We start from the raw sequence: 25,428 nt of genomic DNA on the forward strand, positions 1-25,428 counted from the left end.
ACTAAAAAATATATAAGGAGAATTCTATCATGAATAGAGAAGAAGTAACATTGTTAGGTTTTGAAATCGTAGCCTATGCTGGCGATGCTCGTTCAAAATTATTGGAAGCTTTGAAGGCTTCTGAAGCTGGTGATTTTGCGAAAGCGGATAGCTTAGTTGTGGAAGCTGGTAGCTGTATCGCTGAAGCACACCACGCGCAAACAAGTCTTTTAACCAAGGAAGCTGCAGGTGATGATTTGGCTTATAGCGTGACCATGATGCATGGCCAAGATCACTTGATGACAACTATTTTGTTAAAAGATTTGATGCACCATTTAATTGAACTTTATAAAAGAGGAGCTAAATAATGAATAAGTTAATTGCCTATATCGAGAAAGGGAAGCCTTTCTTTGAAAAGCTATCTCGAAATATCTATCTTCGTGCTATTCGTGATGGATTTATCGCTGGAATGCCAGTCATTCTCTTCTCAAGTATTTTTATCTTGATTGCCTTTGTTCCAAACTCTTGGGGCTTTAAATGGTCTGATGAAGTAGTAGCACTTTTGATGAAACCCTACAGTTATTCAATGGGTATTCTCGCACTTTTGGTTGCTGGTACAACTGCTAAATCTTTAACAGACTCTGTTAACCGTAGCATGGAAAAAACTAACCAAATCAACTATATGTCAACTCTATTAGCTGCTATTGTTGGGTTATTGATGTTGGCAGCTGACCCAATTGAAGGGGGCTTTGCAACAGGTTTCCTCGGAACAAAAGGTTTGCTTTCAGCTTTCCTAGCAGCCTTTGTGACTGTAGCAATCTATAAGGTTTGTGTGAAGAATAATGTTACTATTCGAATGCCTGACGAAGTTCCACCAAATATCTCACAGGTCTTTAAAGATGTTATTCCATTTACGCTTTCTGTCGTTTCCCTATACGGTCTTGACTTACTTGCTCGTCATTTTGTTGGTGCAAGCGTAGCAGAATCAATCGGTAAATTCTTTGCGCCTCTATTCTCAGCAGCAGACGGTTATGTTGGTATTACGATTATTTTCGGTGCCTTTGCATTCTTCTGGTTTATTGGTATTCACGGCCCATCTATCGTTGAGCCTGCGATTGCAGCGATTACTTATGCAAATGCCGAAGTCAACTTGAACCTTCTTCAACAAGGTATGCACGCTGATAAGATCCTTACATCTGGTACACAAATGTTTATCGTTACTATGGGTGGTACAGGGGCAACTCTTGTGGTTCCATTCATGTTTATGTGGTTATGTAAATCGAAACGAAATCGTGCTATTGGACGCGCTTCAGTAGTTCCTACATTCTTTGGTGTAAACGAACCAATCTTGTTTGGTGCACCACTTGTTTTGAACCCGATCTTCTTTATCCCATTCATCTTTGCACCAATTGCAAACGTATGGATCTTTAAGTTCTTTATTGAAACACTTGGCATGAACTCATTTACTGCCAACCTTCCATGGACTACACCAGGACCTCTTGGTATTGTTCTTGGTACAAACTTCCAGTTCTTATCATTCGCTCTTGCAGCATTGTTAATTGTAGTAGATATTGCTATCTACTATCCATTCCTCAAGGTTTATGATGAACAAATTCTTGAAGAAGAACGTTCAGGTAAAGCTAATGATGAATTAAAAGATAAAGTAGCTGCAAACTTTAACACTGCAAAAGCAGATGCTATTCTTGCAAAAGCTGGAGTAGAATCAGCACAAAATACAATTACTGAAGAAACAAACGTCCTCGTTCTTTGTGCGGGTGGAGGAACAAGTGGTCTTCTTGCCAATGCTTTGAATAAAGCCGCAGAAGAGTATAAAGTTCCAGTTAAAGCTGCAGCAGGTGGCTATGGAGCCCACCGTGAAATGTTGCCAGAATTTGACCTTGTTATCTTGGCGCCTCAGGTTGCTTCAAACTTTGAGGATATGAAGGCTGAAACAGATAAACTTGGAATCAAATTGGCTAAGACTGAAGGAGCTCAATACATCAAGTTGACTCGTGATGGTAAAGGCGCTCTTGCATTCGTTCAGGCTCAATTCGATTAACGATAGGGACTGTGAAACAGTCTCCTATCGTAACGGAAATCGCTATGGCGATTTTCCTAATCGCCTTGTTAATTCGTCGGTAAAAATATATCGTTTTTACCTCCTCATGTCACAATTCGGTGGCTTGGAACAAAAAGTGAGATGGAGATGGATGGCTCACTAACTCCTCTCCCCTCACTTTTCATTTTATACAATCAAGAAATAGGTGAAAAAATGACAAAAACACTTCCTAAAGATTTTATTTTTGGTGGGGCAACAGCTGCCTATCAAGCAGAAGGAGCTACCCATACTGACGGAAAAGGACCAGTTGCTTGGGACAAATACTTAGCAGATAACTATTGGTATACAGCAGAACCAGCAAGTGATTTCTACCATAAATATCCAGTAGACTTACAGTTGGCTGAAGAATATGGCGTCAATGGTATCCGGATTTCGATCGCTTGGTCTCGTATTTTCCCAACGGGCTACGGCGAAGTAAATGAAAAAGGTGTTGAATTCTACCATGAACTATTTGCTGAATGCCACAAGCGTCATGTTGAACCATTTGTGACTTTGCATCATTTTGACACACCAGAAGATCTTCATTCAAATGGAGATTTCTTAAACCGCGAAAATATAGAACACTTTGTAGATTATGCCGCTTTCTGTTTTGAAGAGTTTCCAGAGGTAAACTACTGGACAACTTTCAATGAAATTGGCCCAATTGGTGATGGTCAATACTTGGTTGGTAAATTCCCTCCAGGCATTCAATATGATCTTGCCAAAGTCTTCCAATCACACCACAACATGATGGTCTCTCATGCACGAGCTGTGAAATTGTACAAAGACAAAGGCTACAAAGGTGAAATCGGGGTTGTTCACGCCCTTCCAACTAAGTATCCATTGGATCCTAAAAATCCTGCAGACGTACGTGCGGCTGAGTTGGAAGATATCATCCACAACAAATTTATCTTGGATGCAACCTACCTTGGACACTATTCAGATGCAACCATGGAAGGTGTAAACCACATTTTGTCTGTTAATGGTGGTAGTCTGGATCTTCGGGACGAAGACTTTGCAGCACTTGAAGCAGCTAAAGACCTGAATGACTTCCTTGGAATTAACTACTACATGAGTGATTGGATGGAAGCATTTGATGGTGAAACTGAGATCATCCACAATGGTAAAGGGGAAAAAGGAAGCTCTAAATACCAAATCAAAGGTGTTGGTCGTCGTGTAGCTCCTGATTATGTACCTCGCACTGACTGGGACTGGATCATTTATCCTCAAGGGCTATATGATCAGATCATGCGTGTGAAGGAGGATTATCCAAACTATAAGAAGATCTACATCACTGAAAACGGACTTGGATACAAAGATGAATTTGTGGACAACACTGTTTACGATGATGGCCGTATCGATTATGTGAAACAACATTTGGAAGTATTGTCTGATGCGATTGCCGATGGTGCAAACGTCAAAGGATACTTCATCTGGTCACTCATGGACGTCTTCTCATGGTCTAATGGTTATGAAAAACGTTACGGACTCTTCTACGTTGATTTCGATACACAAGAACGTTATCCTAAGAAATCAGCTCATTGGTACAAGAAAGTAGCTGAAACAGGAGTTATTGAGTAAATGTAACGATAAAAAAGTCTCACCAATGGTGAGACTTTTTAAGGTGTCGATTTAATAATCTTTGTTTGTTTGGACAAAGTTTTTAGGGTTTCTTGGCTAAGTTTTGAATCTGAAATAATCGTATCAATATCAGCGATATTATAGAAAGTATAAAAATCAAACTTATTAAATTTACTGTGGTCAGCAAGAAGAATCTTTTTATTAGCATTATTTAATGCTAGCTTTTGGACTTCGCCTTCATCTTCGCTAAAAGTAGCGATAGCATGATCTTTTATACCATTGCAACTAACAAAAGCTTTAGAGTATTGAAGACTTTCGATATCTTGGAGCGTTAAGGTTCCGACAAAGGCACCGGTGATTTCTCGATAATTTCCACCAATCAAAATTAAATCAGTCAGTTTTCGTTCATTCAAGATAATGAAAACAGGAAGGCTATTTGTTACCACACGAATATTATCTATTGGAAGTTCACGCGCAAAAAACTCAAGAGTAGTACCTGGACCGATAAAAATCGTTTCTCTTTCTTCGACTAAATGACCAGCAAACTTTGCGATTTCTTGTTTTTCAGCAATCTGAAGACCTTGCTTTTCGACATTCGAGCGTTCATTTGCTAATAGAGAACCAGAACGAAGTTTTTCAGCGCCTCCATGCACTCGAACAAGTAGATCTTTGTCAGCTAACTCTTGCAGATAACGTCGAGCAGTCATATCAGAAATATCTAAACGATTCATTATTTCTTTGACTGTGATGGTTCCTCTTGTATTGACAATCTCTAAAATCACATCTAGTTTTTCTTGTTTTAGCATTGAATCACCCCCATATCCAATATCATTTTATCACATTTTAAACATCTAAGCAACTTAAATAAAACAAAAATAAACAAAAACAAAAAACATCTGTGTTTGTTTTTAACTCAGATGTTTTTATATTTTTTAATTAGTCTAATCCGTAGTTATAATCATCGTCCTGCATAGCTTCGACTTCACCAAGTAGATAACCATTACCAACTTGAGAGAAGAAGTCGTGGTTGGATGTACCAGTTGAAATTCCATTCATAACAATTGGGTTTACATCGTCAGCTGAGTCAGGGAAGAGAGGATCTTGTCCTAGGTTCATAAGAGCTTTATTGGCGTTGTAGCGAAGGAATGTTTTCACTTCTTCAGTCCAACCAACACCATCATATAAACTCTCTGTATAACCTTCCTCATTTTCATAAAGAGTGTAGAGCAGGTCGTACATCCAGTCTTTTAACTTTTCTTGCTCTTCTTCTGGTAATTCGTTGAAACCAAGTTGGAATTTATAACCAATATATGTTCCGTGAACTGACTCGTCCCGAATGATGAGTTTGATGATTTCAGCAACGTTTGCCAACTTGTTATTTCCTAGATAGTAGAGTGGAGTGAAGAAACCAGAGTAGAAGAGGAAGGTTTCAAGGAATACACTAGCCACTTTCTTTTCAAGTGGTGTTCCGTTAAGGTAAATCTCATTGATGATTTGTGCCTTTTTCTGAAGATATGGGTTTGTATCAGTCCATTCAAAGATTTCTTCAATCTCAGTCTTGGTATTCAAGGTTGAGAAAATAGAAGAATAAGATTTAGCGTGGACAGATTCCATAAATTGGATGTTGTTAAACACAGCTTCCTCATGTGGTGTACGGATATCTGCACGTAACGCTTGAACCCCTGTTTCAGACTGCATGGTATCCAAAAGTGTCAAACCGCCAAAGACTTTTCCTACCAAGTCTTTTTCTTTATTTGATAACTTTCTCCAGTCATCTAAGTCATTAGATAAGGGAATACGTGTATCCAACCAAAATTGTTCAGTTAGTTTTTCCCATGTTGATTTATCGATGACATCTTCGATGGCATTCCAGTTAATGGCTTTGTAGTAAGTTTCCATTTTATAAAATTCCTTCTGAAATATTCATTTTTGTTTGCTATCTAAAAGTTGTTGTATAGAATTGTTATATTCCTCATCAATGTCATCTGTACTTTGATTGTTTTCTTTTCTTTTTTGTACTTCGACTAAGTAATCATCAGTTTTTTGTTGAATTAGTTGATTGATTTCATTGTTTAAGGTGTTTTTATTCTTGCTTGTTTGAAGTTTAGAAAGAAAATTTTTATATACTTTTTGAAAACTGATAGTTGCTACTGCACCTAGAGCAGTCCCCAAAGAAATAAGTATAGCAGCTGCTTTTTTTGGCCCTCCCCATAATTTTGTAAGTTGAGCCATTTTAGCATAATCCCACTTAACTTCTTTTATAATTTTAACAGATTCTAAAATTAGGTTTTTCATGATTGTTACCTTAAAAATGAACTTCGACTTAAATCACACAGCTTTCACATTGGTTAGCACCAACTTCACCGCCGTCATCTGTGTAGGTACGAACGTAGTAGATAGACTTAATGCCCTTGTTAAAGGCGTAGTTACGAAGGATAGATAGGTCACGTGTTGTTTGTTTGTTCTCTTTCTTCCATTCGTAAAGACCTGTTGGGATATCACTACGCATGAAGAGAGTAAGTGAAAGCCCTTGGTCTACGTGCTCAGTTGCAGCAGCATAGACATCGATAACTCTACGCATATCCATGTCATAGGCAGAAGTGTAGTAAGGAATAGTTTCAGTTGATAATCCTGCAGCAGGATAGTAAATCTTACCAATTTTCTTCTCTTGACGTTCTTCAATACGTTGAGTGATTGGGTGGATAGAAGCAGACACGTCATTGATGTAGCTGATAGAACCATTCGGCGCAACAGCAAGACGGTTCTGGTGGTAAAGTCCATCTTCTTTAACTTTATCGCGAAGTTCAGCCCAATCAGATGCAGACGGGATAAAGATTCCTTCAAAGAGTTCTTTAACACGATCAGATTTTGGAACAAATTGACCAGACGTATACTTATCGAAATAAGTACCATTTGCATAGTCTGATTTCTCAAAGTTGTGGAAGGTAATACCACGTTCACGTGCAATATTGTTTGATTCTACCAAAGTCCAGTAATTCAAAAGCATAAAGTAGATGCTTGTAAATTCAACAGACTCAGGTGATCCATATTCGATTAATTGCTGAGCAAGATAGCTGTGAAGCCCCATAGCACCAAGTCCAAATGTATGAGCTTGGCTATTTCCGTGGTCGATAGTTGGAACAGCAACGATGTGAGAGCTATCTGTTACAAAGGTCAAAGCGCGAACCATTGCACGAATAGAACGTCCAAAGTCAGGTGATGTCATCATATTTACAACGTTGGTTGAACCAAGGTTACATGAAACGTCAGTACCCATTTGAAGGAATTCTTGCGCATCGTTGATAAGACTTGGTTCTTGGACTTGAAGAATTTCTGAACACAAGTTACTCATGATAATCTTGCCATCAACAGGATTTGCACGGTTAGCAGTATCGATATTGACTACATAAGGATAGCCAGATTCTTGTTGCAATTTAGAAATTTCTGTTTCCAAATCACGGGCCTTAATTTTTGTCTTACGGATGTTTGGATTTGCCACCAATTCATCGTATTTTTCTGTGATATCGATGTAGTTAAAAGGTACACCATACTCTTTTTCAACAGAATAAGGACTGAAGAGGTACATTTCCTCATTCTTACGTGCTAATTCGTAGAATTTATCTGGTACCACAACACCAAGTGAAAGAGTCTTGACACGAACTTTTTCATCAGCATTTTCTTTCTTAGTAGAAAGGAAAGCAATAATGTCTGGGTGGAAGACGTTAAGGTAAACAACCCCAGCCCCTTGACGTTGACCCAGTTGGTTAGAGTAAGAGAAGCTGTCTTCGAAAAGCTTCATAACCGGTACGACACCAGAAGCAGCTCCTTCATAGCCTTTGATAGGTGCACCAGCTTCACGAAGGTTGCTGAGGGAAATTCCGACACCACCACCGATACGTGAAAGTTGAAGAGCTGAGTTGATAGAACGTCCAATAGAGTTCATATCATCTGTTACCTGAATCAAGAAACAGGATACCAATTCACCACGACGTGCACGGCCTGCATTCAAGAAAGAAGGTGTAGCAGGCTGGTAACGCTGGTGGATGATTTCATTGGCAATATCAATTGCGATAGCTTCGTCACCATCAGCAAAGTAAAGAGCGTTAAAGAAGACACGGTCTTCCATGCTCTCAAGATAGTACTCTCCGTCATTAGTTTTCAAGGCATATTGATTGTAAAACTTGTATGCTGCCATGAAAGACTTGAATTGGAAGTTTTGATCCTTAATAAATTGGTAAAGCTCTACTAAGAATTCTGGACGATATTTCTTGATAAACGCTGTTTCGATATAGTCTTGTTTAATAAGGTAATCGATTTTATCAGTGATAGAATCAAAAACCATAGAATTTGGCACAACATTTTCTTTAAAGAAAGCGTCCAAGGCTTCTTTATCTTTGTGGAGCATGATTTGTCCATTAACAGGACGGTTGATTTCATTATTTAGACGGAAGTAAGTTACGTCCTCAAGTTGTTTTAATCCCATAAAATTTCCTTTAATTCATTACAAAAGAAAGGCTTCTAAGATTGACATAGAAGCTTTTAATCCTGATACTTAAGCAAGTTCTTTAAGTTTTGCTGGTTGGAAACCAGAGAAAACTTCAGTTGGTGTTTGAATGATAGGAGCAGCGCTGAAGCCTAGCTCTTTAACTTGTTCAATAAATTCAGGTTGTTCATCAAGATTGATTTCGCGATATGCGATTTTGTTACTATCTAAGAATCGTTTGGTCATTTTACATTGAACACAATTGTTTTTAGAATAAACGGTTACCATTCTGTAACTCCTCTTTCAAAATTTAATTACTTCTTAAGTATATCAGAAAAAAAATCTTTGTCAACGAAGAAAAACTAAATATTGTAGATTTTTTTCAGATGAGAGTTATCCAAGCACAATATATAGTGATTGTAAAAAATAAAACCCATAAATAACAGCGTTTTCTAAATGTTAAAATTATAAAAAACTACATGATGTATTTTGATACATAAAATAGAAGATTTTCAGCAAGTTATCTGAAAGGAAAAAGAAGAAATCCCATAAAATACTTGAAAAAAATCCTAGAAGGTGATATAATACCAAATTGTAAGGGTTATCAGATATAACTCAAAAAGAAAACATTTAAAGGAGAGTCAAATTATGGCTTCTAAAGATTTCCACGTAGTGGCAGAAACAGGTATTCACGCACGTCCAGCAACATTGTTGGTACAAACTGCTAGCAAATTTGCTTCAGATATTACTCTTGAGTACAAAGGTAAATCAGTTAACCTTAAATCTATCATGGGTGTTATGAGCCTTGGTGTTGGTCAAGGTGCTGACGTTACAATCACTGCTGAAGGTGCAGACGCTGATGACGCTATCGCTGCTATCTCAGAAACAATGGAAAAAGAAGGATTGGCATAAGGATATGACAGAAATGCTTAAAGGAATCGCAGCATCTGATGGTGTTGCAGTTGCTAAAGCATATCTACTCGTTCAACCGGATTTATCATTCGAGACTATTACAGTCGAAGATACAAATGCAGAAGAGGCTCGTTTGGATGTTGCTCTTGAAGCTTCTCAAAACGAGCTTTCTCTTATCCGCGAGAAGGCTGTAGGTACGCTTGGTGAAGAAGCGGCGCAAGTATTTGACGCTCACTTGATGGTTCTTGCTGACCCTGAATTGATCGGTCAGATTAAAGAAACAATTCGTGCTAAGAAAGTAAATGCAGAAGCAGGTCTGAAAGAAGTTACAGACATGTTTATCACTATCTTCGAAGGCATGGAAGACAACCCATACATGCAGGAACGTGCAGCGGATATTCGCGACGTTACAAAACGTGTTTTGGCAAATCTTCTTGGCAAGAAACTGCCAAACCCAGCTTCTATTAATGAAGAAGTAATCGTGATTGCACATGACTTGACTCCATCTGATACTGCTCAATTGGACAAAAACTTTGTAAAAGCTTTTGTGACAAACATTGGTGGACGTACAAGTCACTCAGCTATCATGGCTCGTACACTTGAAATTGCAGCTGTATTGGGTACAAACAACATCACTGAACTTGTAAAAGATGGTGACATTTTGGCTGTTTCAGGTATTTCAGGTGAAGTTGTTATCAACCCAACTGAAGAACAAATTGCAGAATTCAAAGCAGCTGGTGAAGCTTACGCTAAACAAAAAGCTGAATGGGCTCTTTTGAAAGATGCTAAAACTGTTACTGCAGATGGTAAACACTTTGAGTTGGCAGCTAATATCGGTACACCTAAAGATGTTGAAGGTGTGAACGAAAATGGTGCTGAAGCTGTTGGTCTCTACCGTACAGAATTCTTGTACATGGATTCTCAAGATTTCCCAACGGAAGACGACCAATACGAAGCTTACAAAGCAGTTCTTGAAGGTATGAACGGTAAACCTGTTGTCGTTCGTACAATGGATATCGGTGGGGATAAAGAACTTCCTTACTTCGATCTTCCTAAAGAAATGAATCCATTCTTGGGTTACCGTGCTTTGCGTATCTCTATCTCTGAAACTGGTAACCAAATGTTCCGTACGCAATTACGTGCATTGCTTCGTGCATCTGTTCACGGTAAATTGCGTATCATGTTCCCAATGGTTGCTTTGTTGAAAGAGTTCCGTACTGCTAAAGGTATCCTTGAAGAAGAAAAAGCAAAATTAGTTGCTGAAGGTGTTGCTGTTGCGGATGATATCCAAGTTGGTATCATGATTGAAATCCCAGCTGCAGCTATGCTTGCAGACCAATTTGCCAAAGAAGTTGATTTCTTCTCAATTGGTACAAACGACTTGATCCAATACACAATGGCTGCTGACCGTATGAACGAACAAGTTTCATACCTTTACCAACCATACAATCCATCAATCCTTCGCTTGATCAACAATGTTATCAAAGCAGCTCACGCTGAAGGTAAATGGGCTGGTATGTGTGGTGAGATGGCTGGGGACCAAACAGCTGTTCCACTTCTTGTCGGAATGGGCTTGGATGAGTTCTCAATGTCAGCTACTTCAGTACTTCGTACACGTAGCTTGATGAAGAAACTTGACACAGCTAAGATGCAAGAATACGCTAACCGTGCTCTTACTGAATGTTCAACAATGGAAGAAGTTCTTGAACTTTCAAAAGAATACGTTAACTTTGATTAAAAACATTAAAACCTTGTAGAACTAAACTACAAGGTTTTTTGTACTCTAATTTGAAAAGTCATCCTGTAAAATTTTCTAAAAATATGGTAAAATAGACAAAGGAAAAATACGGAGGCAACTATGCAAAACAGACCAATCATTATCGGAGTAACAGGGGGATCTGGTGGAGGAAAAACCAGTGTTTCTAAAGCAATTTTATCCCATTTCCCAAATGAAAAAATTGCCATGATTGAGCATGATTCCTACTATAAAGATCAATCTCATCTAACCTTTGAGGAGCGTATCAAAACAAACTATGATCATCCTTTTGCTTTTGATACTGACTTGATGATTGCGCAAATTAAGGAATTATTGGCGGGGCGTCCTGTTGATATTCCTACCTATGATTATGCTGCCCATACAAGAAGCTCGAAAACCTATCGCCAAGAACCTCAAGATGTCTTTATTGTAGAAGGAATTTTGGTTTTAGAAGACAAACGTCTTCGTGATTTGATGGATATCAAGATTTTCGTTGATACAGATGATGATGTCCGTATCATTCGTCGTATTAAGCGTGATATGGAAGAGCGTGGTCGTAGTTTGGATAGCGTTATTGATCAGTATCTTGGTGTCGTAAAACCTATGTATCATCAATTTATCGAGCCAACAAAGCGTTATGCAGATATCGTTATTCCAGAAGGAGTGACCAATACTGTAGCAATTGATTTACTGACAACAAAGATTGAAAAGATTTTAGAAGAAGCTCGTTTAGCCCAGTAATAATTAAAAAAACTGTATCTCTTGATACAGTTTTTATTGTTTAATTTTTTCAAGTCTCGGAACAATGACGAGTGTTAAGAGGGCCGAGATAATTAATTCTGCGATTGAATTTGTTGAGATAACAGTCGCTAATAGTTTTTGAATATTTCCATCAAAAACATTACCAAAGAGAAAGAAGATACCGCCTAAGACAAAAACTGTATTCGTGAGTGAGCCAAGTGCACCTGCAAAGATGAGTCCAGCTCTTCCCTTTAGTAGTTTATAGACGAAATAAGGGGTCAAACCGATTAAGATACGAGGAACAATTGCAATCACAACTGAATAAAAGTTACCATTTGGTACAAATGGTGAGAAGAGATAGCTTGTTGGTAGGATTGTGAGAGTATTAACCGTTAAGCTAAGCATTCCCATCAGGAAACCTAAGGTTGCGCCGATTCTTGGTCCGTAGATAATACTTGCAATAATTACTGGAATGTGAACGATGGTTGGTTTGATTGGAAAGGGAAGTACATTAAATAAAATTGAGCTTAGTAAATGAATAACAATCATAATGGCAAAAAAGATAGCGATTGGAGCAATATTAGAGCGTTTTTTCATGAATTTTATCCTTTATTTCTTGTAAAATAGTTTTGAGATCAGCGAGAGCACCACGACCTGTATCCCCACAGGCGAGTAGAGAATCTTTGGGAGAAACAATTGTATAACCATAATCTTCTAAAGTTTTAAGATTAGCTTGGGTCGCAGGGTGGTCATACATCTTTGTGTTCATAGCTGGAGCCAATAGTTTGGGTACAAAGTGTGGCAAAGCAAGAGCAGTAGCAGTCACCATATTGTCAGCAAAACCGTGAGCTAATTTAGCGATTGTATTGGCTGTCGCAGGAACTACGATAAATAAATCTGTTTCTTTTCCAAGTTCGATATGATTAACTTTGTTAGGATATGGTTCCTTCATAACATCCAGATGCACGCTGTTTTGAGATAAGACTTGAAGGGTTAAAGGCTGAATAAATGCTGTCGCAGCCTGAGTCATAAGAACGGTCACAGAATGCCCCTGTTTTTTCAAAGAACTAACTAAATCAGCAGTCTTGTATGCGGCAATAGATCCAGTAATAGCGATTGTAATATTAGCCATATGATTCCTTTCTAATCATTAAATTTCAGGATTCTATCGAGGAGTAAATCAGAAATTTCTTGTTTAGTAGTAGCAGTTTGAACACTATTTTTCTCGACTAAGTAAGCCTTGTGTTGCTCGCTGTTAATCTGAGTGAGGTCGTTTGCTACAATCAAATCAGCTTGATTGTTTTCAAGACTTTCTCTAGCGATTTGAATCAGATGTTCCCGACTGACATCAACCAATAATTTAAACCCAATCAGATGAATGCTGGGATTCCATGCTTTAACAAGAGATATGATCTTAGGATTTTTCTTGAGAAAAAGCACCTGTACGTCATCTTTAGAGGAAATTTTTGTTTCCTGATTCTTCCTATCTAAAAACTCTGTTAAATCTTGACTAGCTTGAAGTGCATCAAACCCAGTCATATATACAGGAGTGTAGTCTGATACTGCCATGGAATGGATTAAGACCTGGTGATCCATAACCTTATCTTTCATGACTTGCAGCAAATCAGCAGTATTTTTAATTTCGATGATAGTCAAGTTTGGCTGACTAAGTGGCTTAACTGCCTGAAGAGTGGTAATCAAACAAACTTCGTGACCAGCCTTTAGAAGAGTTTCGGTGATAATTTTTCCAAGTTTACCGGAAGAGTGATTGGTAATAGAACGAACTCTATCAATTTTTTCACTTGTACCACCAGAAGTAACTAAAATTTTCATAGAACTATTGTACAAAAAAATGAGCATTAAGTAAAATGAAAGCGATGTAACAAGGGCCGAAAATAGGATGTTAATCCATAGTTAAAATCTATAAAGGCATATAAAAAATTAAATAGAGATAAAGAAAGTCTGTTATTTAGCGATATTCACGAACGTTACTAATCATAATGACTGTTAAAAATCTTGTTTTATGATATAATGAATTAACACATTAGAGGCTAGAGGAGTTTTTTTATGAAAACAGATATTGAAATTGCACAGAGTATTGAGTTAAAACCGATCGTTGATGTTGTTGAGAAACTTGGTATTTCATATGATGATTTGGAGTTGTATGGAAAGTACAAGGCTAAACTAAGCTTTGATAAAATTCGTGAAGTTGAAACCAATCCAGTTGGTAAGTTGATTCTTGTTACAGCTATCAACCCAACACCTGCTGGTGAAGGAAAATCAACCATTACCATTGGTCTTGCTGATGCTTTGAATAAGATTGGCAAGAAAACGATGATTGCCATCCGCGAACCTTCTCTTGGCCCTGTTATGGGGATTAAAGGTGGAGCTGCTGGTGGTGGTTATGCCCAAGTGTTACCAATGGAAGATATCAACCTTCACTTTACTGGAGATATGCACGCTATTACAACTGCCAACAATGCTCTCTCTGCCTTGATTGACAATCATTTGCACCAAGGAAATGAGCTAGGAATCGATCAACGTCGTATTCTCTGGAAACGTGTTGTTGACTTGAATGACCGTGCTCTTCGTCACGTAACTGTTGGTCTTGGTGGTCCACTTAATGGTATTCCACGTGAAGATGGTTTTGATATCACAGTTGCTTCAGAGATCATGGCTATCCTTTGCTTGGCAACTGATATTGAAGATTTGAAACGTCGTTTGGCTAATATCGTCATCGGCTACCGTTATGACCGCACACCAGTTTCAGTTGGTGACTTACAGGTCGAGGGTGCCTTGGCATTGATTTTGAAAGATGCTATTAAACCCAACTTGGTTCAAACAATCTATGGTACACCTGCATTCGTACACGGTGGCCCATTTGCCAATATTGCCCACGGATGTAACTCTGTATTGGCGACAAAAACAGCTCTTCGTCTAGCTGATTATACTGTAACAGAAGCCGGCTTTGGTGCAGACCTTGGTGCAGAGAAGTTCCTAGATATCAAGACTCCAAACTTGCCAACTGCTCCATCTGCGGTTGTTATCGTAGCGACTCTTCGTGCCCTTAAAATGAATGGTGGAGTTGCTAAAGATGCTCTGACAGAAGAGAATGTAGAAGCAGTACGTGCTGGATTTGCAAACTTGAAACGCCACGTTGAAAATATTCGTAAATTCGGTATTCCAGCGGTTGTTGCTATCAATGAATTTGTTTCTGATACAGAAGCTGAAATCGCAGCTTTGAAAGAACTATGTGCTTCAATTGATGTTCCAGTCGAATTGGCTAGCGTATGGGCTGATGGAGCTGAAGGAGGCGTTGCTCTAGCTGAAACTCTCGTAAAAACAATCGACGAAAACCCAGCAAACTACACACGTCTCTATGACAACGACCTTTCTGTTCAAGAAAAAATCGAAAAGATTGTTACTGAAATCTACCGTGGTAGCAAAGTAAACTTCGAAAAGAAAGCTCAAACACAAATCGCTCAAATCGTTCAAAACGGATGGGACAAATTACCAATCTGTATGGCTAAGACACAGTACAGTTTCTCAGATAATCCAAATGCACTTGGAGCACCTGAAAACTTTGAAATTACCATTCGTGAATTGGTACCAAAACTTGGTGCAGGCTTCATCGTTGCCTTAACTGGTGATGTCATGACTATGCCTGGACTTCCAAAACGTCCTGCCGCTCTCAACATGGATGTTGAAAGCGATGGAACTGTTCTTGGATTATTCTAATTCAAACACAAAAGACAACCTCTTAGATAAGGTTGTCTTTTTAACTACAAAAAACTCCTAGAAATCATCTAGGAGTTTAGTTTTTATTTCATAGTTGGGAAAAGAAGTACGTCACGGATAGTAGTAGTATCAGTGAGTAGCATGCAGAGACGGTCGATACCGATTCCCAAACCACCTGTTGGTGGCATACCATATTCAAGGGCTTCGATGTAATCATAGTCGATACCAGTCGCTTCGTCGTCACCAAGTTCTTTTGCTTTAGCTTGGGCTTCAAATCGGCTAAGCTGATCGATTGGATCGTTGAGCTCAGTGAAAGCATTTCCGTATTCTTTGGTCATGATAAAGAGTTCGAAACGGTCAGTAAAGCGTTCGTCTTCAGGATTCTTCTTAGCAAGTGGAGATACTGCTACTGGATGTCCATAGACAAAGGTAGGCTGAATCAAAGTTTCTTCAACAAATTCTTCAAAGAAAGCATTGATAATGTGACCTACTTCAGTATAGTGTTTCTCAACTGGAACTTTCTTCTCAGCAGCAATAGCTTTAGCTTCTTCGAAGGTCATGTCTTGCCAGAAATCAACACCTGTAATTTCTTTGATAGCATCAACCATGTGAACACGTTTGAATGGTTCGTTGATTTTAATTTCAGTACCTTGGTAGTTGACTGGGCCATCACCTTTAACAGCTTTTGCAACGTGTTGGATAATACCTTCAGTCAAGTCCATGATATCTTGGAAGTCTGCATAAGCTTGGTAAACTTCGATAGAAGTAAACTCAGGGTTGTGTGTAGCGTCCATTCCTTCGTTACGGAAGATACGACCGATTTCGTAAACGCGTTCCATACCACCAACGATAAGGCGTTTTAAGTGAAGCTCAGTCGCGATACGAAGCACCATGTCAATGTTTTGAGCATTGTGGTGAGTAATAAATGGACGAGCAGCAGCACCTCCAGCTTCGTTGTGAAGAACAGGTGTTTCAACTTCAAGGAATCCTTTTTGGTCTAGGTAACGACGAATTTCAGAGATGATTTTTGAACGAGTGACAAAACGTTCAAAGCTCTCACGGTTAGAAATTAAATCTAAGTAACGTTTACGGTAAATGGTTTCAACGTCAGTTAAACCGTGGAATTTTTCTGGAAGCGGACGAAGAGCCTTAGACAAGTGAGTAATGTGAGTTGCCTTGATAGAGAGCTCTCCCATATCGGTACGCATGACTTCACCTTCGACACCAAGGAAGTCTCCGAGGTCAGCTTTTTTAAAGATTTCGTAGTTTTCTTCACCGACCTCATCTTTACGAACGTAGATTTGGATTTGACCTTCGCGGTCTTGAAGATGGGCAAATCCAACCTTACCTTTACCACGTTTGGTAACAAGACGACCTGCAATAGTAGCAGTTTCGTTTAGTTCGTGTAGCTGTTCTTTATCAAGATCAGCAAATTTATCTTTTAGTTCTTGAGAGTTGGCAGTACGTTCAAAACGTTTACCGAAAGGATCAATTCCTTGTTCACGGAGCGCAGCCATTTTTTCGCGGCGAACGATCTGTTGGTCATTCAATTCTTCCATGTGTTCTGTTGACATGAGTTCCTCCTAATTTTAATCGAAATTTGAAATAATAAATTAATTTTTCACGATACTCCATTTTATCATAAATAGTCAAGAAATTCACGGATATTCTATAAAAACTAAAAAGAACTTGATTGTTAATATCAAGTTCTATATTTTTTGATAAGAAGTATCGTTCCAAGTCTTTAGAGTAAATGTTTCAAAGTCATCAGTTTCTATAATTGTCAGACTTGCATTAGCCAAACCTCCGTCTTTACGAAGCAGAGCTTCCTGATAGCCTATAAGCGTGCGAAGACTTGCAGTAAGGTTTGCTCCATGACCAACAAGTAATAGGTATTCTGCCTTAGAGTTTTTTAAGGACTTGATAAATTGGATGGTGCGCTGAGTTGTAGTGTAGAGTGATTCAGCTTCAAACATGCGAGTATCAAACTTAGCTAAGTTAGTTTTAAAGGCTTGAATTTGCTGAGGGTAGATAGCGTTTAAAGTCGCAATTTTTAGACCTTCAAGCTTACCCAGGTGCCATTCTCTGAGTTCAGGAACACTTTCTAAGGGACATGGATTTGTCAGTTGACTTTGGATAATCTCAGCTGATTTTACCGCTCTTGGTAAATCACTCGAATAAATCTTGTCAAAAGGGATATCTTTAAGATACTGGCCCAGGTCTTTTAAAGTTTCAATAGATTCAGGGAGAAGTGGTGAATCTCCGCCAGCCCCTTGAAAACGACCTTCTAGATTCCAGACTGTTCGACCGTGACGGACAAAGTAAAGTTTCATAAGTTACTCTCCTCCAAGATATCTACAAATTCAGCTTTTACAAAGTTTGCCAGATCTTTAGGTGCGATGATGATACTGTGTCCGACCTCGCCAGCAGAGACAATCATTTTTTCTAATTCTAAAGCAGTTTCATCAATAAAAATAGGGTAGTTGTGTTTTTGACGGATACCTACAGGGTTATTAGCTCCATGGATATATCCAGTCGTTTTTTCTAAATCCTTTTGAGGAATCATGGCCACTTTTTTATTTCCAGAAATCTTTGCTAATTTCTTTTCAGAAAGGTGTTCGGTGATAGGGACAATTCCTATTACCGGACCAGTTTTATCACCCAATAATGCTAAGGTCTTAAAGATATGATTTCTATTATAACCAGAAGGAAGTTCTCCTTCTAAAGCATTGATTTGAATGCCTTGATGGTCAACACCTGCCTTAGTCAAAATTTGCTCTACTAAGGTTTTTTTAACTTTTACTTTTTTAGCCATTATTTGTATTTATCCTCCAATTGACTCATCCAAATACCTAACCAAATACCAAGAGCAAAAAAGAAGGCAACAATGACATAAGACACAAGAGATAAACCAGTGTAGTTAATACTTTCAGCATTACCCGCATTTGGAATCAATATCAAGAGTGTACTTGAAAGAACTATTGCAATGATGAAATGATAAACACGAGAGTGATACACTCGAAGAGCGTAGTCCATCAATTTTGAAAAAATGACTAGAGTAGCAGCAGCTCCAATTCCTATTGGAAGGAAGGTACCAAATAAATCAAAAGTTTTAAATCCAGTTAACATTGGGGTATAAAGACCTAAAATCAAGAGAAGATTTGAGGGGCTTAATCCTGGAACCAAGATACCTAGAGCAAGCAGAGCACCAGCTAGGATAAAACTTGTGAAACTTGCGCTGAGTGAACCAACAACAAAGTTTAAAGCATAAAGACCAATTCCAGAAACAATAAAGGTCACCCAAAACCAGATAAGATCGACTTTGTCTCTTTCTGAATCTTGAGTAGCCTCCCTTACAAGGCTTGGGACTGTACCAATAATGGCACCCGCAAAACTCCATAAAACATAAACCTGATAGTGCTCAAGGAGGTACTTAATTGGATAAGAAAATAGCCCAATACCTAGTAACATCCCAATAGCAACAGGTAAGAAATAAAGAATATCTTCTTTTAGGTTTTTGAATGGATGGGCAAGAAAACGAATCATTCTCTCATAGATACCCAAAATAGCTGCCAAGACTCCACCAGAAATACCAGGCAAGATAAATCCTAGCGCAATAACAATTCCTTTAATCATTTTTGAAATCCAAGATAACATAAACTCTCTCCATATTTATTCTCTAAAATTCTCTTCTTGTATTATATCACAAAGTAAGAGAAATAAAAAAAGCAAGCAGAAGTAATATCTTGCTTGCTGAATGAAATTAAGGTTTTAAAAATAGTTTTCTAAACGTCTCTTGCTTATCTTTTGACAAAGAAATAAGATTTAGGTCTAGATGGTGTTCAAATCCAACCAGTTTACCCTTTGAGGTGTATTGATGAAGATCGAAGTCAAGGTCTGTATTTGGTGAACTTTCAAAATAGCCCGAATCAGGTCCGTAGGAAGGAATCCAAATAGCTGAAAACTTATCTGTGCTGATGCTATGCTCTTCCATGAAGTAAACTCCGATGTAAATACCGATGTTTTTAGCACCTAGAGATTCTAGTTTAGCACGAAAAGCTTCAACCCCTTTATTCATATCTGACATCGTTTTTTCTTCGACATCTAACCAATAGTAACTTGGATTGTATGGGGAAGCTGAATTGTAGAATGCTTCAGCAGCCTTTTCCATTTCCTCTACACTCTTTCCAGATACATATGCATAGACAGCAACTGGAACATTTCTCTTTTGAAACTCAGCGATATGACTTTTATAAGCTTTATCTGTTCCATTGGTATAAGATGCATCGTTCTCAGTAGTAATCTGGTTTCCTCCGTGGACTCGAACAATAGCACCAGAGATATTTTTAGATAAAACATCATAATTAATCTCTGACGGTCGTTGCCAACCAGAGATATCGATGATAGGCTTATCCAAGTTATGTAGAGCTTGTGTTTCTATTTGAACTGGATTTTGTTTGGTTTTTACAGGATGTTCTTCGAATCGTGGACGATTGAGAATCAAGAGTCCTATAAAAGCAGCAAATATAATAACTATAAAAGCTGGACGAATTTTTTTTCTCATACTCCTATAGTTTATCGTAATTTATTAAAAAAATCAAAAAATTTACTCAAAACGGAGTAGTGACAGTCATTAGCGTTATGTTGAGGTCAACAAATTTGTGTATCGTGAAGTAAATTGTGGTATAATAATAAAGAATTTCTATAGAAAAGAGAAAAATATGGCAAATTATGCAATTATTTTAGCAGCGGGTAAAGGTACCCGTATGAAATCAGATCTACCTAAAGTTATGCACAAGGTTGCGGGAATTTCAATGCTTGAGCATGTTTTTCGTAGCGTGGGCGCAATTAATCCTGAAAAAACAGTTACTGTAATCGGGCATAAGGCTGAACTTGTAGAGCAAGTTTTAGCAGGACAGACTGATTTTGTGAGACAGTCCGAACAATTAGGAACTGGTCATGCGGTTATGATGGCTGAGCCAATTCTTGAAGGACTTTCTGGACAAACATTGGTTATTGCTGGTGATACACCACTCATTACTGGTGAAAGTCTAAAGAACTTGATTGATTTCCACGTTAATCACAAGAACGTAGCTACAATCCTAACTGCAGAAGCTGAAGACCCATTTGGTTATGGACGTATTGTTCGTAATGAGAATGCTGAAGTGCTTCGTATCGTGGAGCAGAAGGACGCTACAGATTTTGAAAAACAAATCAAGGAAATCAATACAGGAACTTATGTTTTTGATAATGCTCGTCTTTTTGAAGCTTTGAAGAATATCAATACCAACAATGCACAAGGCGAGTACTATATCACTGATGTGATTGGTATTTTCCGTGAAGCTGGCGAAAAAGTCGGTGCTTACACTCTTAAAGACTTTGATGAAAGTCTCGGAGTAAATGACCGTGTTGCCCTTGCAACAGCTGAAGGTATCATGCGTCGTCGCATTAACCAAGCCCATATGGTCAATGGGGTTAGTTTTGTGAATCCTGAAGCTACTTACATTGACATTGATGTTGAGATCGCTCCAGAGGTTCAAATCGAAGCGAATGTAACCCTCAAAGGTTCTAGTAAGATTGGTGCAGGAACTGTTTTGACCAATGGAACTTATATCCTTGATAGCACTATCGGTTCAGGGGCAGTGATTACAAACTCGATGATTGAAGAAAGCACGGTTGCTGATGGTGTTACAGTTGGACCATATGCTCATATCCGTCCAGGATCAAGCCTTGCGAAAGATGTGCATATCGGGAACTTTGTTGAAGTCAAAGGTTCAAGCATCGGAGAAAATACAAAAGCTGGTCATTTGACTTATATTGGTAACTGTGAAGTTGGTAGTGATGTCAACTTTGGTGCTGGAACGATCACTGTAAATTACGATGGTCAACACAAGTTTAAAACAACTATTGGTAACAATGTTTTCGTTGGTTCAAATTCAACCATCATTGCTCCAGTAGAACTCGGAGATAATTCTCTTGTTGGGGCAGGTTCAACCATTACTAAGGATGTTCCAGCTGATGCCATTGCTATTGGACGAGGTCGCCAAATTAATAAGGACGAATATGCAACTCGCCTCCCTCACCATCCTAACAATAAATAGGAGCTAACGATGGAATTTGAAGAAAAGACGCTTAGTCGTAAAGAAATTTATAAAGGACCTATATTCCAATTGGTTCAAGATCAGGTTGAACTACCTTCTGGAAAAGGTAGAGCGCAACGTGATTTGATTTTCCACAATGGGGCAGTTTGTGTCCTTGCAGTTACTCCAGAAAATAAGATTGTCCTTGTTAAACAATATCGCAAGGCGATTGAAAAAGTCTCTGTTGAAATTCCTGCAGGTAAGCTGGAAATTGGGGAGAATGCAGATCCAGAAGCTGCAGCACTTCGTGAATTAGAAGAAGAAGCAGCCTATACTGGTAAATTAAGCCTTGTCTATGATTTTTACTCTGCGATTGGATTTTGTAACGAGCGTTTAAAACTTTACTTGGCAAGTGATTTGACAAAAGTTGAAAATCCTCGTCCTCAGGATGAAGATGAGACTTTGGAGTTACTTGAAGTCAGTCTTGACCAAGCTAAAGAACTTATCCAGTCAGGAGATATTTGTGATGCCAAGACTATCATGGCTATTCAGTACTGGGAATTACAAAGAAATAGTGGAGGAACCCATGGGTAAACCTTTATTAACAGATGAAATGATCGAACGTGCCAATCGAGGAGAGGACATCTCAGGTCCTCCCTTGCTAGATGATGAGGAAACTAAGATTTTACCGACTTCTTCTCAAAATTTTGGCTATTCGCGAACCAAAGATCATGGTTTTAGCCAGGATACACTGACCATCGAAGTTGAACCTTCTATTCACAAAAGTCGTCGGATTGAAAATACCAAGAGAAATGTCTTTAATTCTAAATTAAACAAGATTCTTTTTGCAGTCATTTTTCTTTTGATTTTGTTGATTCTAGCAATGAGATTTATTTAAGGGGTCTATCATGAAAATTGGAATTATTGCAGCTATGCCAGAAGAGCTAGTATACTTGATTCAACACTTGGATGATGCCAGTGAGGAAAAGGTTCTGGGACATAGCTATCATACTGGTAAGATTGGTTCTGTTGAGCTTGTACTTGTAGAGAGTGGTATTGGTAAAGTCATGTCTGCGATGAGTGTCGCTATCTTAGCAGATCACTTTCAAGTCGATGCAGTGATTAATACTGGTTCTGCTGGTGCAGTGGCAAGTGGAATCGCAGTAGGGGATGTAGTGATTGCAGACAAGCTTGCCTACCACGATGTTGATGTGACTGCCTTTGGCTATGATTACGGACAAATGGCTCAACAGCCTCTCTATTTTGAATCAGACAAAAAGTTTATCAGCTTGATTCAAGAGAGTTTGTCTAAACTGGACCAAACTTGGCATTTAGGTTTGATTGCGACAGGAGACAGTTTTGTTGCTGGAGAAGATAAAATCAAGGCCATTAAAGAGCATTTCCCTCAAGTTCTTGCTGTAGAAATGGAAGGGGCAGCTATTGCTCAAGCAGCTCAGTCTTTGAACCTTCCTTTCTTAGTCGTTCGTGCCATGAGTGACAATGCCAACCATGAAGCATCCGTTTCCTTTGATGAATTTATCGTAGAAGCAGGACGTCGTTCTGCCCAAGCCCTAATGACGCTTTTGCAGTCTATAAAGGATTAATAGAATTATTACTAAGAACACTCATCCAGTGTTCTTTTCTTGTCTAATCTCCTAAAGTAATCAGAAGGCTCCTAAGAAAAGTTATTTTCAAACTTTTTTGATATAATAGAAACATTGACTTGAAGAATAAGGAAGAGAAAATGAACGATTTATTAAAGGGGATGAATGACCGTCAAGCCGAGGCCGTTCAAACCACAGAAGGACCCTTGCTGATCATGGCGGGGGCGGGATCTGGTAAGACTCGTGTTTTAACCCACCGTATTGCTTACTTAATTGATGAAAAGATGGTCAATCCATGGAATATCTTGGCCATTACCTTTACCAATAAAGCGGCACGTGAAATGAAGGAGCGTGCTTATGGACTCAATCCAGCTACTCAGGATTGTTTGATCGCGACCTTCCACTCTATGTGCGTGCGTATCCTACGGCGCGATGCCGACCACATTGGCTACAATCGCAATTTCACGATTGTGGATCCAGGGGAGCAGCGAACGCTCATGAAACGTATTCTCAAGCAGTTGAACTTGGATCCTAAAAAATGGAATGAACGTACCATTTTGGGAACCATTTCCAATGCTAAGAATGATCTGATTGACGATGTAGCTTATGCTGCCCAGGCAGGAGATATGTACACGCAAATTGTAGCTAAGTGTTATACAGCCTATCAGAAAGAACTTCGTCAGTCAGAGTCAGTGGACTTTGACGACTTGATCATGTTGACTCTGCGTCTCTTTGATCAAAATCCCGATGTTTTGACTTATTACCAACAGAAGTTCCAGTACATTCATGTTGATGAGTATCAAGATACCAACCATGCTCAGTATCAACTCGTTAAACTCTTGGCTTCTCGTTTCCAAAATATCTGCGTAGTAGGGGATGCTGACCAGTCTATCTACGGTTGGCGTGGTGCTGATATGCAGAATATCTTGGATTTTGAGAAGGATTATCCTAAAGCAAAAGTTGTTTTGTTGGAGGAAAATTACCGCTCAACCAAAACCATCCTCCAAGCAGCTAATGATGTCATCAAAAACAATAAAAATCGTCGTCCTAAGAATCTCTGGACTCAAAATGCGGATGGGGAACAGATTGTCTACTATCGTGCTAATGATGAACAAGACGAGGCTGTCTTTGTTGCTAAAACTATCGATGAACTTGGTCGAAGCCAAAACTTCCTCCACAAGGACTTTGCAGTTCTTTACCGTACCAATGCCCAGTCTCGTACCATTGAAGAAGCTCTGCTCAAGTCTAATATTCCTTATACTATGGTCGGTGGAACTAAGTTCTATAGCCGGAAAGAAATTCGTGATATTATCGCTTATCTGAATCTCATAGCCAATTTGAGTGATAATATCAGTTTTGAGCGAATTATCAATGAACCAAAGCGTGGCATTGGACCAGGAACAGTAGAGAAAATCCGTGACTTTGCCAACCTACAAAATATGTCTATGCTAGATGCTTCAGCTAACATCATGTTATCAGGGATTAAAGGTAAGGCAGCCCAGTCAATCTGGGATTTTGCCAATATGATTCTTGATTTGCGGGATCAACTAGATCAATTAAGCATTACTGAATTAGTGGAAGCAGTCTTGGAAAAGACAGGCTACGTAGATATTCTCAATGCGCAGGCGACTTTGGAAAGCAAGGCTCGTGTTGAAAATATCGAAGAGTTCCTTTCTGTTACCAAGAACTTTGATGATAATCCAGATAATCAGGAAGAAGAAACTGGCTTGGATAAGCTCAGTCGCTTCTTGAACGATTTGGCATTGATTGCAGATACAGACTCTGGCAGTCAGGAAACATCAGAAGTAACCTTAATGACGCTCCATGCGGCAAAGGGATTAGAGTTTCCAGTTGTCTTCTTAATTGGAATGGAAGAAAATGTCTTTCCACTTAGTCGTGCAGCAGAAGACATGGATGAACTAGAAGAGGAACGCCGTCTAGCCTATGTCGGTATCACGCGCGCAGAGAAAATCCTTTATCTAACCAATGCTAACTCACGCTTGCTATTTGGTCGAACGAACTATAATCGCCCAACACGCTTTATCAATGAGATTAGTTCAGATTTGTTAACTTATCAAGGTTTGGCGAGTCCTGCTAATAGTAGCTTCAAAGCATCCTATAGTAGTGGAGGTGTCGCCTTTGGTCAAGGCATGAGTCTAGCTCAAGCTCTACAAGATCGCAAACGTAATGCAGCACCAAGATCAATTGAATCAAAAGGACTACCTTTTGGACAATTTGCATCTAATAGTAAATCGTCATCTAGTGAAACTAGCTGGTCTATCGGAGATATTGCTCTTCATAAAAAATGGGGTGAAGGAACTGTCCTTGAGGTATCAGGTAGCGGCTCAACACAGGAATTGAAAATCAATTTCCCAGAAGTCGGCCTCAAAAAACTCCTAGCCAGTGTAGCACCGATTGAGAAGAAGTAGGTTTTCTAAACGAAAAAGAACGTGACA

Annotated in this window: 25 protein-coding genes; 12 read left to right on the forward strand and 13 right to left on the reverse strand. The window is 38.9% G+C overall.

The features are described from left to right. Positions 1-29 precede the first annotated feature (29 nt). From SPAR10_RS09515 to lacG, 3 genes are all read left to right on the forward strand, one after another. Entirely contained in the window at positions 30-347 is a 318-nt protein-coding gene (locus SPAR10_RS09515) for a PTS lactose/cellobiose transporter subunit IIA (protein ID WP_004253583.1), read from the forward strand. Continuing rightward, complete coding sequence (locus SPAR10_RS09520; protein ID WP_004253587.1) at positions 347-2,038, forward strand: lactose-specific PTS transporter subunit EIIC; 1,692 nt, start codon at positions 347-349, stop codon at positions 2,036-2,038. The genes SPAR10_RS09515 and SPAR10_RS09520 overlap by 1 nt, the downstream gene beginning before the upstream one ends. Before the next feature lie 213 nt (positions 2,039-2,251). Next, entirely contained in the window at positions 2,252-3,658 is a 1,407-nt protein-coding gene (gene lacG, locus SPAR10_RS09525; RefSeq protein ID WP_004253594.1) for a 6-phospho-beta-galactosidase, read from the forward strand. Between the two features lie 38 nt (positions 3,659-3,696). Here the strand turns inward: lacG and SPAR10_RS09530 are convergent, their stop codons facing one another. The 5 genes from SPAR10_RS09530 to nrdH all read right to left on the reverse strand — a co-directional run bounded on the left by SPAR10_RS09530 (position 3,697) and on the right by nrdH (position 8,429). Then, positions 3,697-4,464: a DeoR/GlpR family DNA-binding transcription regulator gene (locus SPAR10_RS09530; protein ID WP_004253596.1), complete on the reverse strand. Its 768-nt coding sequence runs from the start codon at positions 4,462-4,464 to the stop codon at positions 3,697-3,699. A 130-nt stretch (positions 4,465-4,594) separates the two neighbouring features. Next, complete coding sequence (nrdF, locus tag SPAR10_RS09535) at positions 4,595-5,557, reverse strand: class 1b ribonucleoside-diphosphate reductase subunit beta (RefSeq protein WP_004253599.1); 963 nt, start codon at positions 5,555-5,557, stop codon at positions 4,595-4,597. 24 nt (positions 5,558-5,581) lie between these two features. Further along, positions 5,582-5,953, reverse strand: coding sequence for a hypothetical protein (locus tag SPAR10_RS09540; protein WP_004253600.1), 372 nt, complete (start codon positions 5,951-5,953; stop codon positions 5,582-5,584). A 28-nt stretch (positions 5,954-5,981) separates the two neighbouring features. Continuing rightward, positions 5,982-8,141, reverse strand: a complete 2,160-nt coding sequence (gene nrdE, locus SPAR10_RS09545; protein WP_004253603.1) for a class 1b ribonucleoside-diphosphate reductase subunit alpha — start codon at positions 8,139-8,141, stop codon at positions 5,982-5,984. A 69-nt stretch (positions 8,142-8,210) separates the two neighbouring features. Next, on the reverse strand, positions 8,211-8,429 hold the full coding sequence (nrdH, locus tag SPAR10_RS09550) for a glutaredoxin-like protein NrdH (RefSeq protein WP_004253610.1): 219 nt from the start codon (positions 8,427-8,429) through the stop codon (positions 8,211-8,213). Between the two features lie 360 nt (positions 8,430-8,789). Between nrdH and SPAR10_RS09555 the strand changes: the two genes are divergently transcribed. The 3 genes from SPAR10_RS09555 to udk all read left to right on the forward strand — a co-directional run bounded on the left by SPAR10_RS09555 (position 8,790) and on the right by udk (position 11,550). Continuing rightward, positions 8,790-9,053, forward strand: coding sequence for a phosphocarrier protein HPr (locus SPAR10_RS09555; protein ID WP_000146952.1), 264 nt, complete (start codon positions 8,790-8,792; stop codon positions 9,051-9,053). A 4-nt stretch (positions 9,054-9,057) separates the two neighbouring features. Next, a complete protein-coding gene (gene ptsP / locus SPAR10_RS09560; RefSeq protein ID WP_025170577.1) occupies positions 9,058-10,791 on the forward strand; it encodes a phosphoenolpyruvate--protein phosphotransferase in 1,734 nt (577 codons plus the stop codon). 120 nt (positions 10,792-10,911) lie between these two features. Then, a complete protein-coding gene (udk, locus tag SPAR10_RS09565) occupies positions 10,912-11,550 on the forward strand; it encodes a uridine kinase (protein WP_004253618.1) in 639 nt (212 codons plus the stop codon). Between the two features lie 33 nt (positions 11,551-11,583). On the opposite strand, the gene SPAR10_RS09570 is transcribed toward udk, so the two are convergent. The 3 genes from SPAR10_RS09570 to SPAR10_RS09580 are packed head-to-tail and all read right to left on the reverse strand — an operon-like array spanning position 11,584 to position 13,383. Then, on the reverse strand, positions 11,584-12,147 hold the full coding sequence (locus SPAR10_RS09570; RefSeq protein WP_004253621.1) for an ECF transporter S component: 564 nt from the start codon (positions 12,145-12,147) through the stop codon (positions 11,584-11,586). Next, positions 12,131-12,682 (reverse strand): phosphopantothenoylcysteine decarboxylase, encoded by a 552-nt coding sequence (gene coaC / locus SPAR10_RS09575; protein ID WP_004253623.1) that lies wholly within the window; start codon positions 12,680-12,682, stop codon positions 12,131-12,133. Before coaC ends, SPAR10_RS09570 begins: the two co-directional genes overlap by 17 nt. Before the next feature lie 11 nt (positions 12,683-12,693). Beyond that, positions 12,694-13,383 carry a phosphopantothenate--cysteine ligase gene (locus SPAR10_RS09580; protein WP_004253625.1) on the reverse strand — a complete coding sequence of 230 codons (690 nt, stop codon included), beginning with the start codon at positions 13,381-13,383 and terminating at the stop codon, positions 12,694-12,696. A 234-nt stretch (positions 13,384-13,617) separates the two neighbouring features. On the opposite strand from SPAR10_RS09580, the gene SPAR10_RS09585 reads away from it, so the two are divergent. After that, the gene (locus tag SPAR10_RS09585) at positions 13,618-15,288 is read left to right on the forward strand and encodes a formate--tetrahydrofolate ligase (protein WP_004253627.1); all 1,671 of its coding nucleotides are present in this window, start codon (positions 13,618-13,620) and stop codon (positions 15,286-15,288) included. 83 nt (positions 15,289-15,371) lie between these two features. On the opposite strand, the gene lysS is transcribed toward SPAR10_RS09585, so the two are convergent. From lysS to SPAR10_RS09610, 5 genes are all read right to left on the reverse strand, one after another. Continuing rightward, positions 15,372-16,862, reverse strand: a complete 1,491-nt coding sequence (gene lysS, locus SPAR10_RS09590) for a lysine--tRNA ligase (RefSeq protein ID WP_004253630.1) — start codon at positions 16,860-16,862, stop codon at positions 15,372-15,374. 135 nt (positions 16,863-16,997) lie between these two features. Further along, positions 16,998-17,621 carry a histidine phosphatase family protein gene (locus SPAR10_RS09595; RefSeq protein WP_004253633.1) on the reverse strand — a complete coding sequence of 208 codons (624 nt, stop codon included), beginning with the start codon at positions 17,619-17,621 and terminating at the stop codon, positions 16,998-17,000. Then, positions 17,618-18,103, reverse strand: a complete 486-nt coding sequence (locus SPAR10_RS09600; RefSeq protein WP_004253635.1) for an aminoacyl-tRNA deacylase — start codon at positions 18,101-18,103, stop codon at positions 17,618-17,620. Before SPAR10_RS09600 ends, SPAR10_RS09595 begins: the two co-directional genes overlap by 4 nt. Continuing rightward, entirely contained in the window at positions 18,103-18,945 is an 843-nt protein-coding gene (locus SPAR10_RS09605; protein ID WP_004253645.1) for a DUF368 domain-containing protein, read from the reverse strand. Before SPAR10_RS09605 ends, SPAR10_RS09600 begins: the two co-directional genes overlap by 1 nt. 106 nt (positions 18,946-19,051) lie before the next feature. Further along, positions 19,052-19,852 carry a glycoside hydrolase family 25 protein gene (locus SPAR10_RS09610; protein WP_004253649.1) on the reverse strand — a complete coding sequence of 267 codons (801 nt, stop codon included), beginning with the start codon at positions 19,850-19,852 and terminating at the stop codon, positions 19,052-19,054. A gap of 157 nt (positions 19,853-20,009) precedes the next feature. Here SPAR10_RS09610 and glmU point away from each other — a divergent pair, with 157 nt between their 5' ends. The 5 genes from glmU to pcrA all read left to right on the forward strand — a co-directional run bounded on the left by glmU (position 20,010) and on the right by pcrA (position 25,401). Beyond that, entirely contained in the window at positions 20,010-21,389 is a 1,380-nt protein-coding gene (gene glmU, locus SPAR10_RS09615) for a bifunctional UDP-N-acetylglucosamine diphosphorylase/glucosamine-1-phosphate N-acetyltransferase GlmU (protein WP_004253652.1), read from the forward strand. 9 nt (positions 21,390-21,398) lie between these two features. Beyond that, entirely contained in the window at positions 21,399-21,962 is a 564-nt protein-coding gene (locus tag SPAR10_RS09620; protein WP_004253654.1) for an NUDIX hydrolase, read from the forward strand. Then, a complete protein-coding gene (macP, locus tag SPAR10_RS09625) occupies positions 21,955-22,266 on the forward strand; it encodes a cell wall synthase accessory phosphoprotein MacP (protein ID WP_000517859.1) in 312 nt (103 codons plus the stop codon). The genes SPAR10_RS09620 and macP overlap by 8 nt, the downstream gene beginning before the upstream one ends. A 10-nt stretch (positions 22,267-22,276) precedes the next feature. After that, positions 22,277-22,972 (forward strand): 5'-methylthioadenosine/adenosylhomocysteine nucleosidase, encoded by a 696-nt coding sequence (locus tag SPAR10_RS09630; protein ID WP_004253658.1) that lies wholly within the window; start codon positions 22,277-22,279, stop codon positions 22,970-22,972. 140 nt (positions 22,973-23,112) lie between these two features. Beyond that, positions 23,113-25,401: a DNA helicase PcrA gene (gene pcrA, locus SPAR10_RS09635; RefSeq protein WP_004253662.1), complete on the forward strand. Its 2,289-nt coding sequence runs from the start codon at positions 23,113-23,115 to the stop codon at positions 25,399-25,401. Positions 25,402-25,428: the final 27 nt, after the last annotated feature.

Origin of the sequence: Streptococcus infantis SPAR10 (genome assembly GCF_000279535.1) — a bacterium.
Classification (GTDB): domain Bacteria; phylum Bacillota; class Bacilli; order Lactobacillales; family Streptococcaceae; genus Streptococcus; species Streptococcus infantis_I.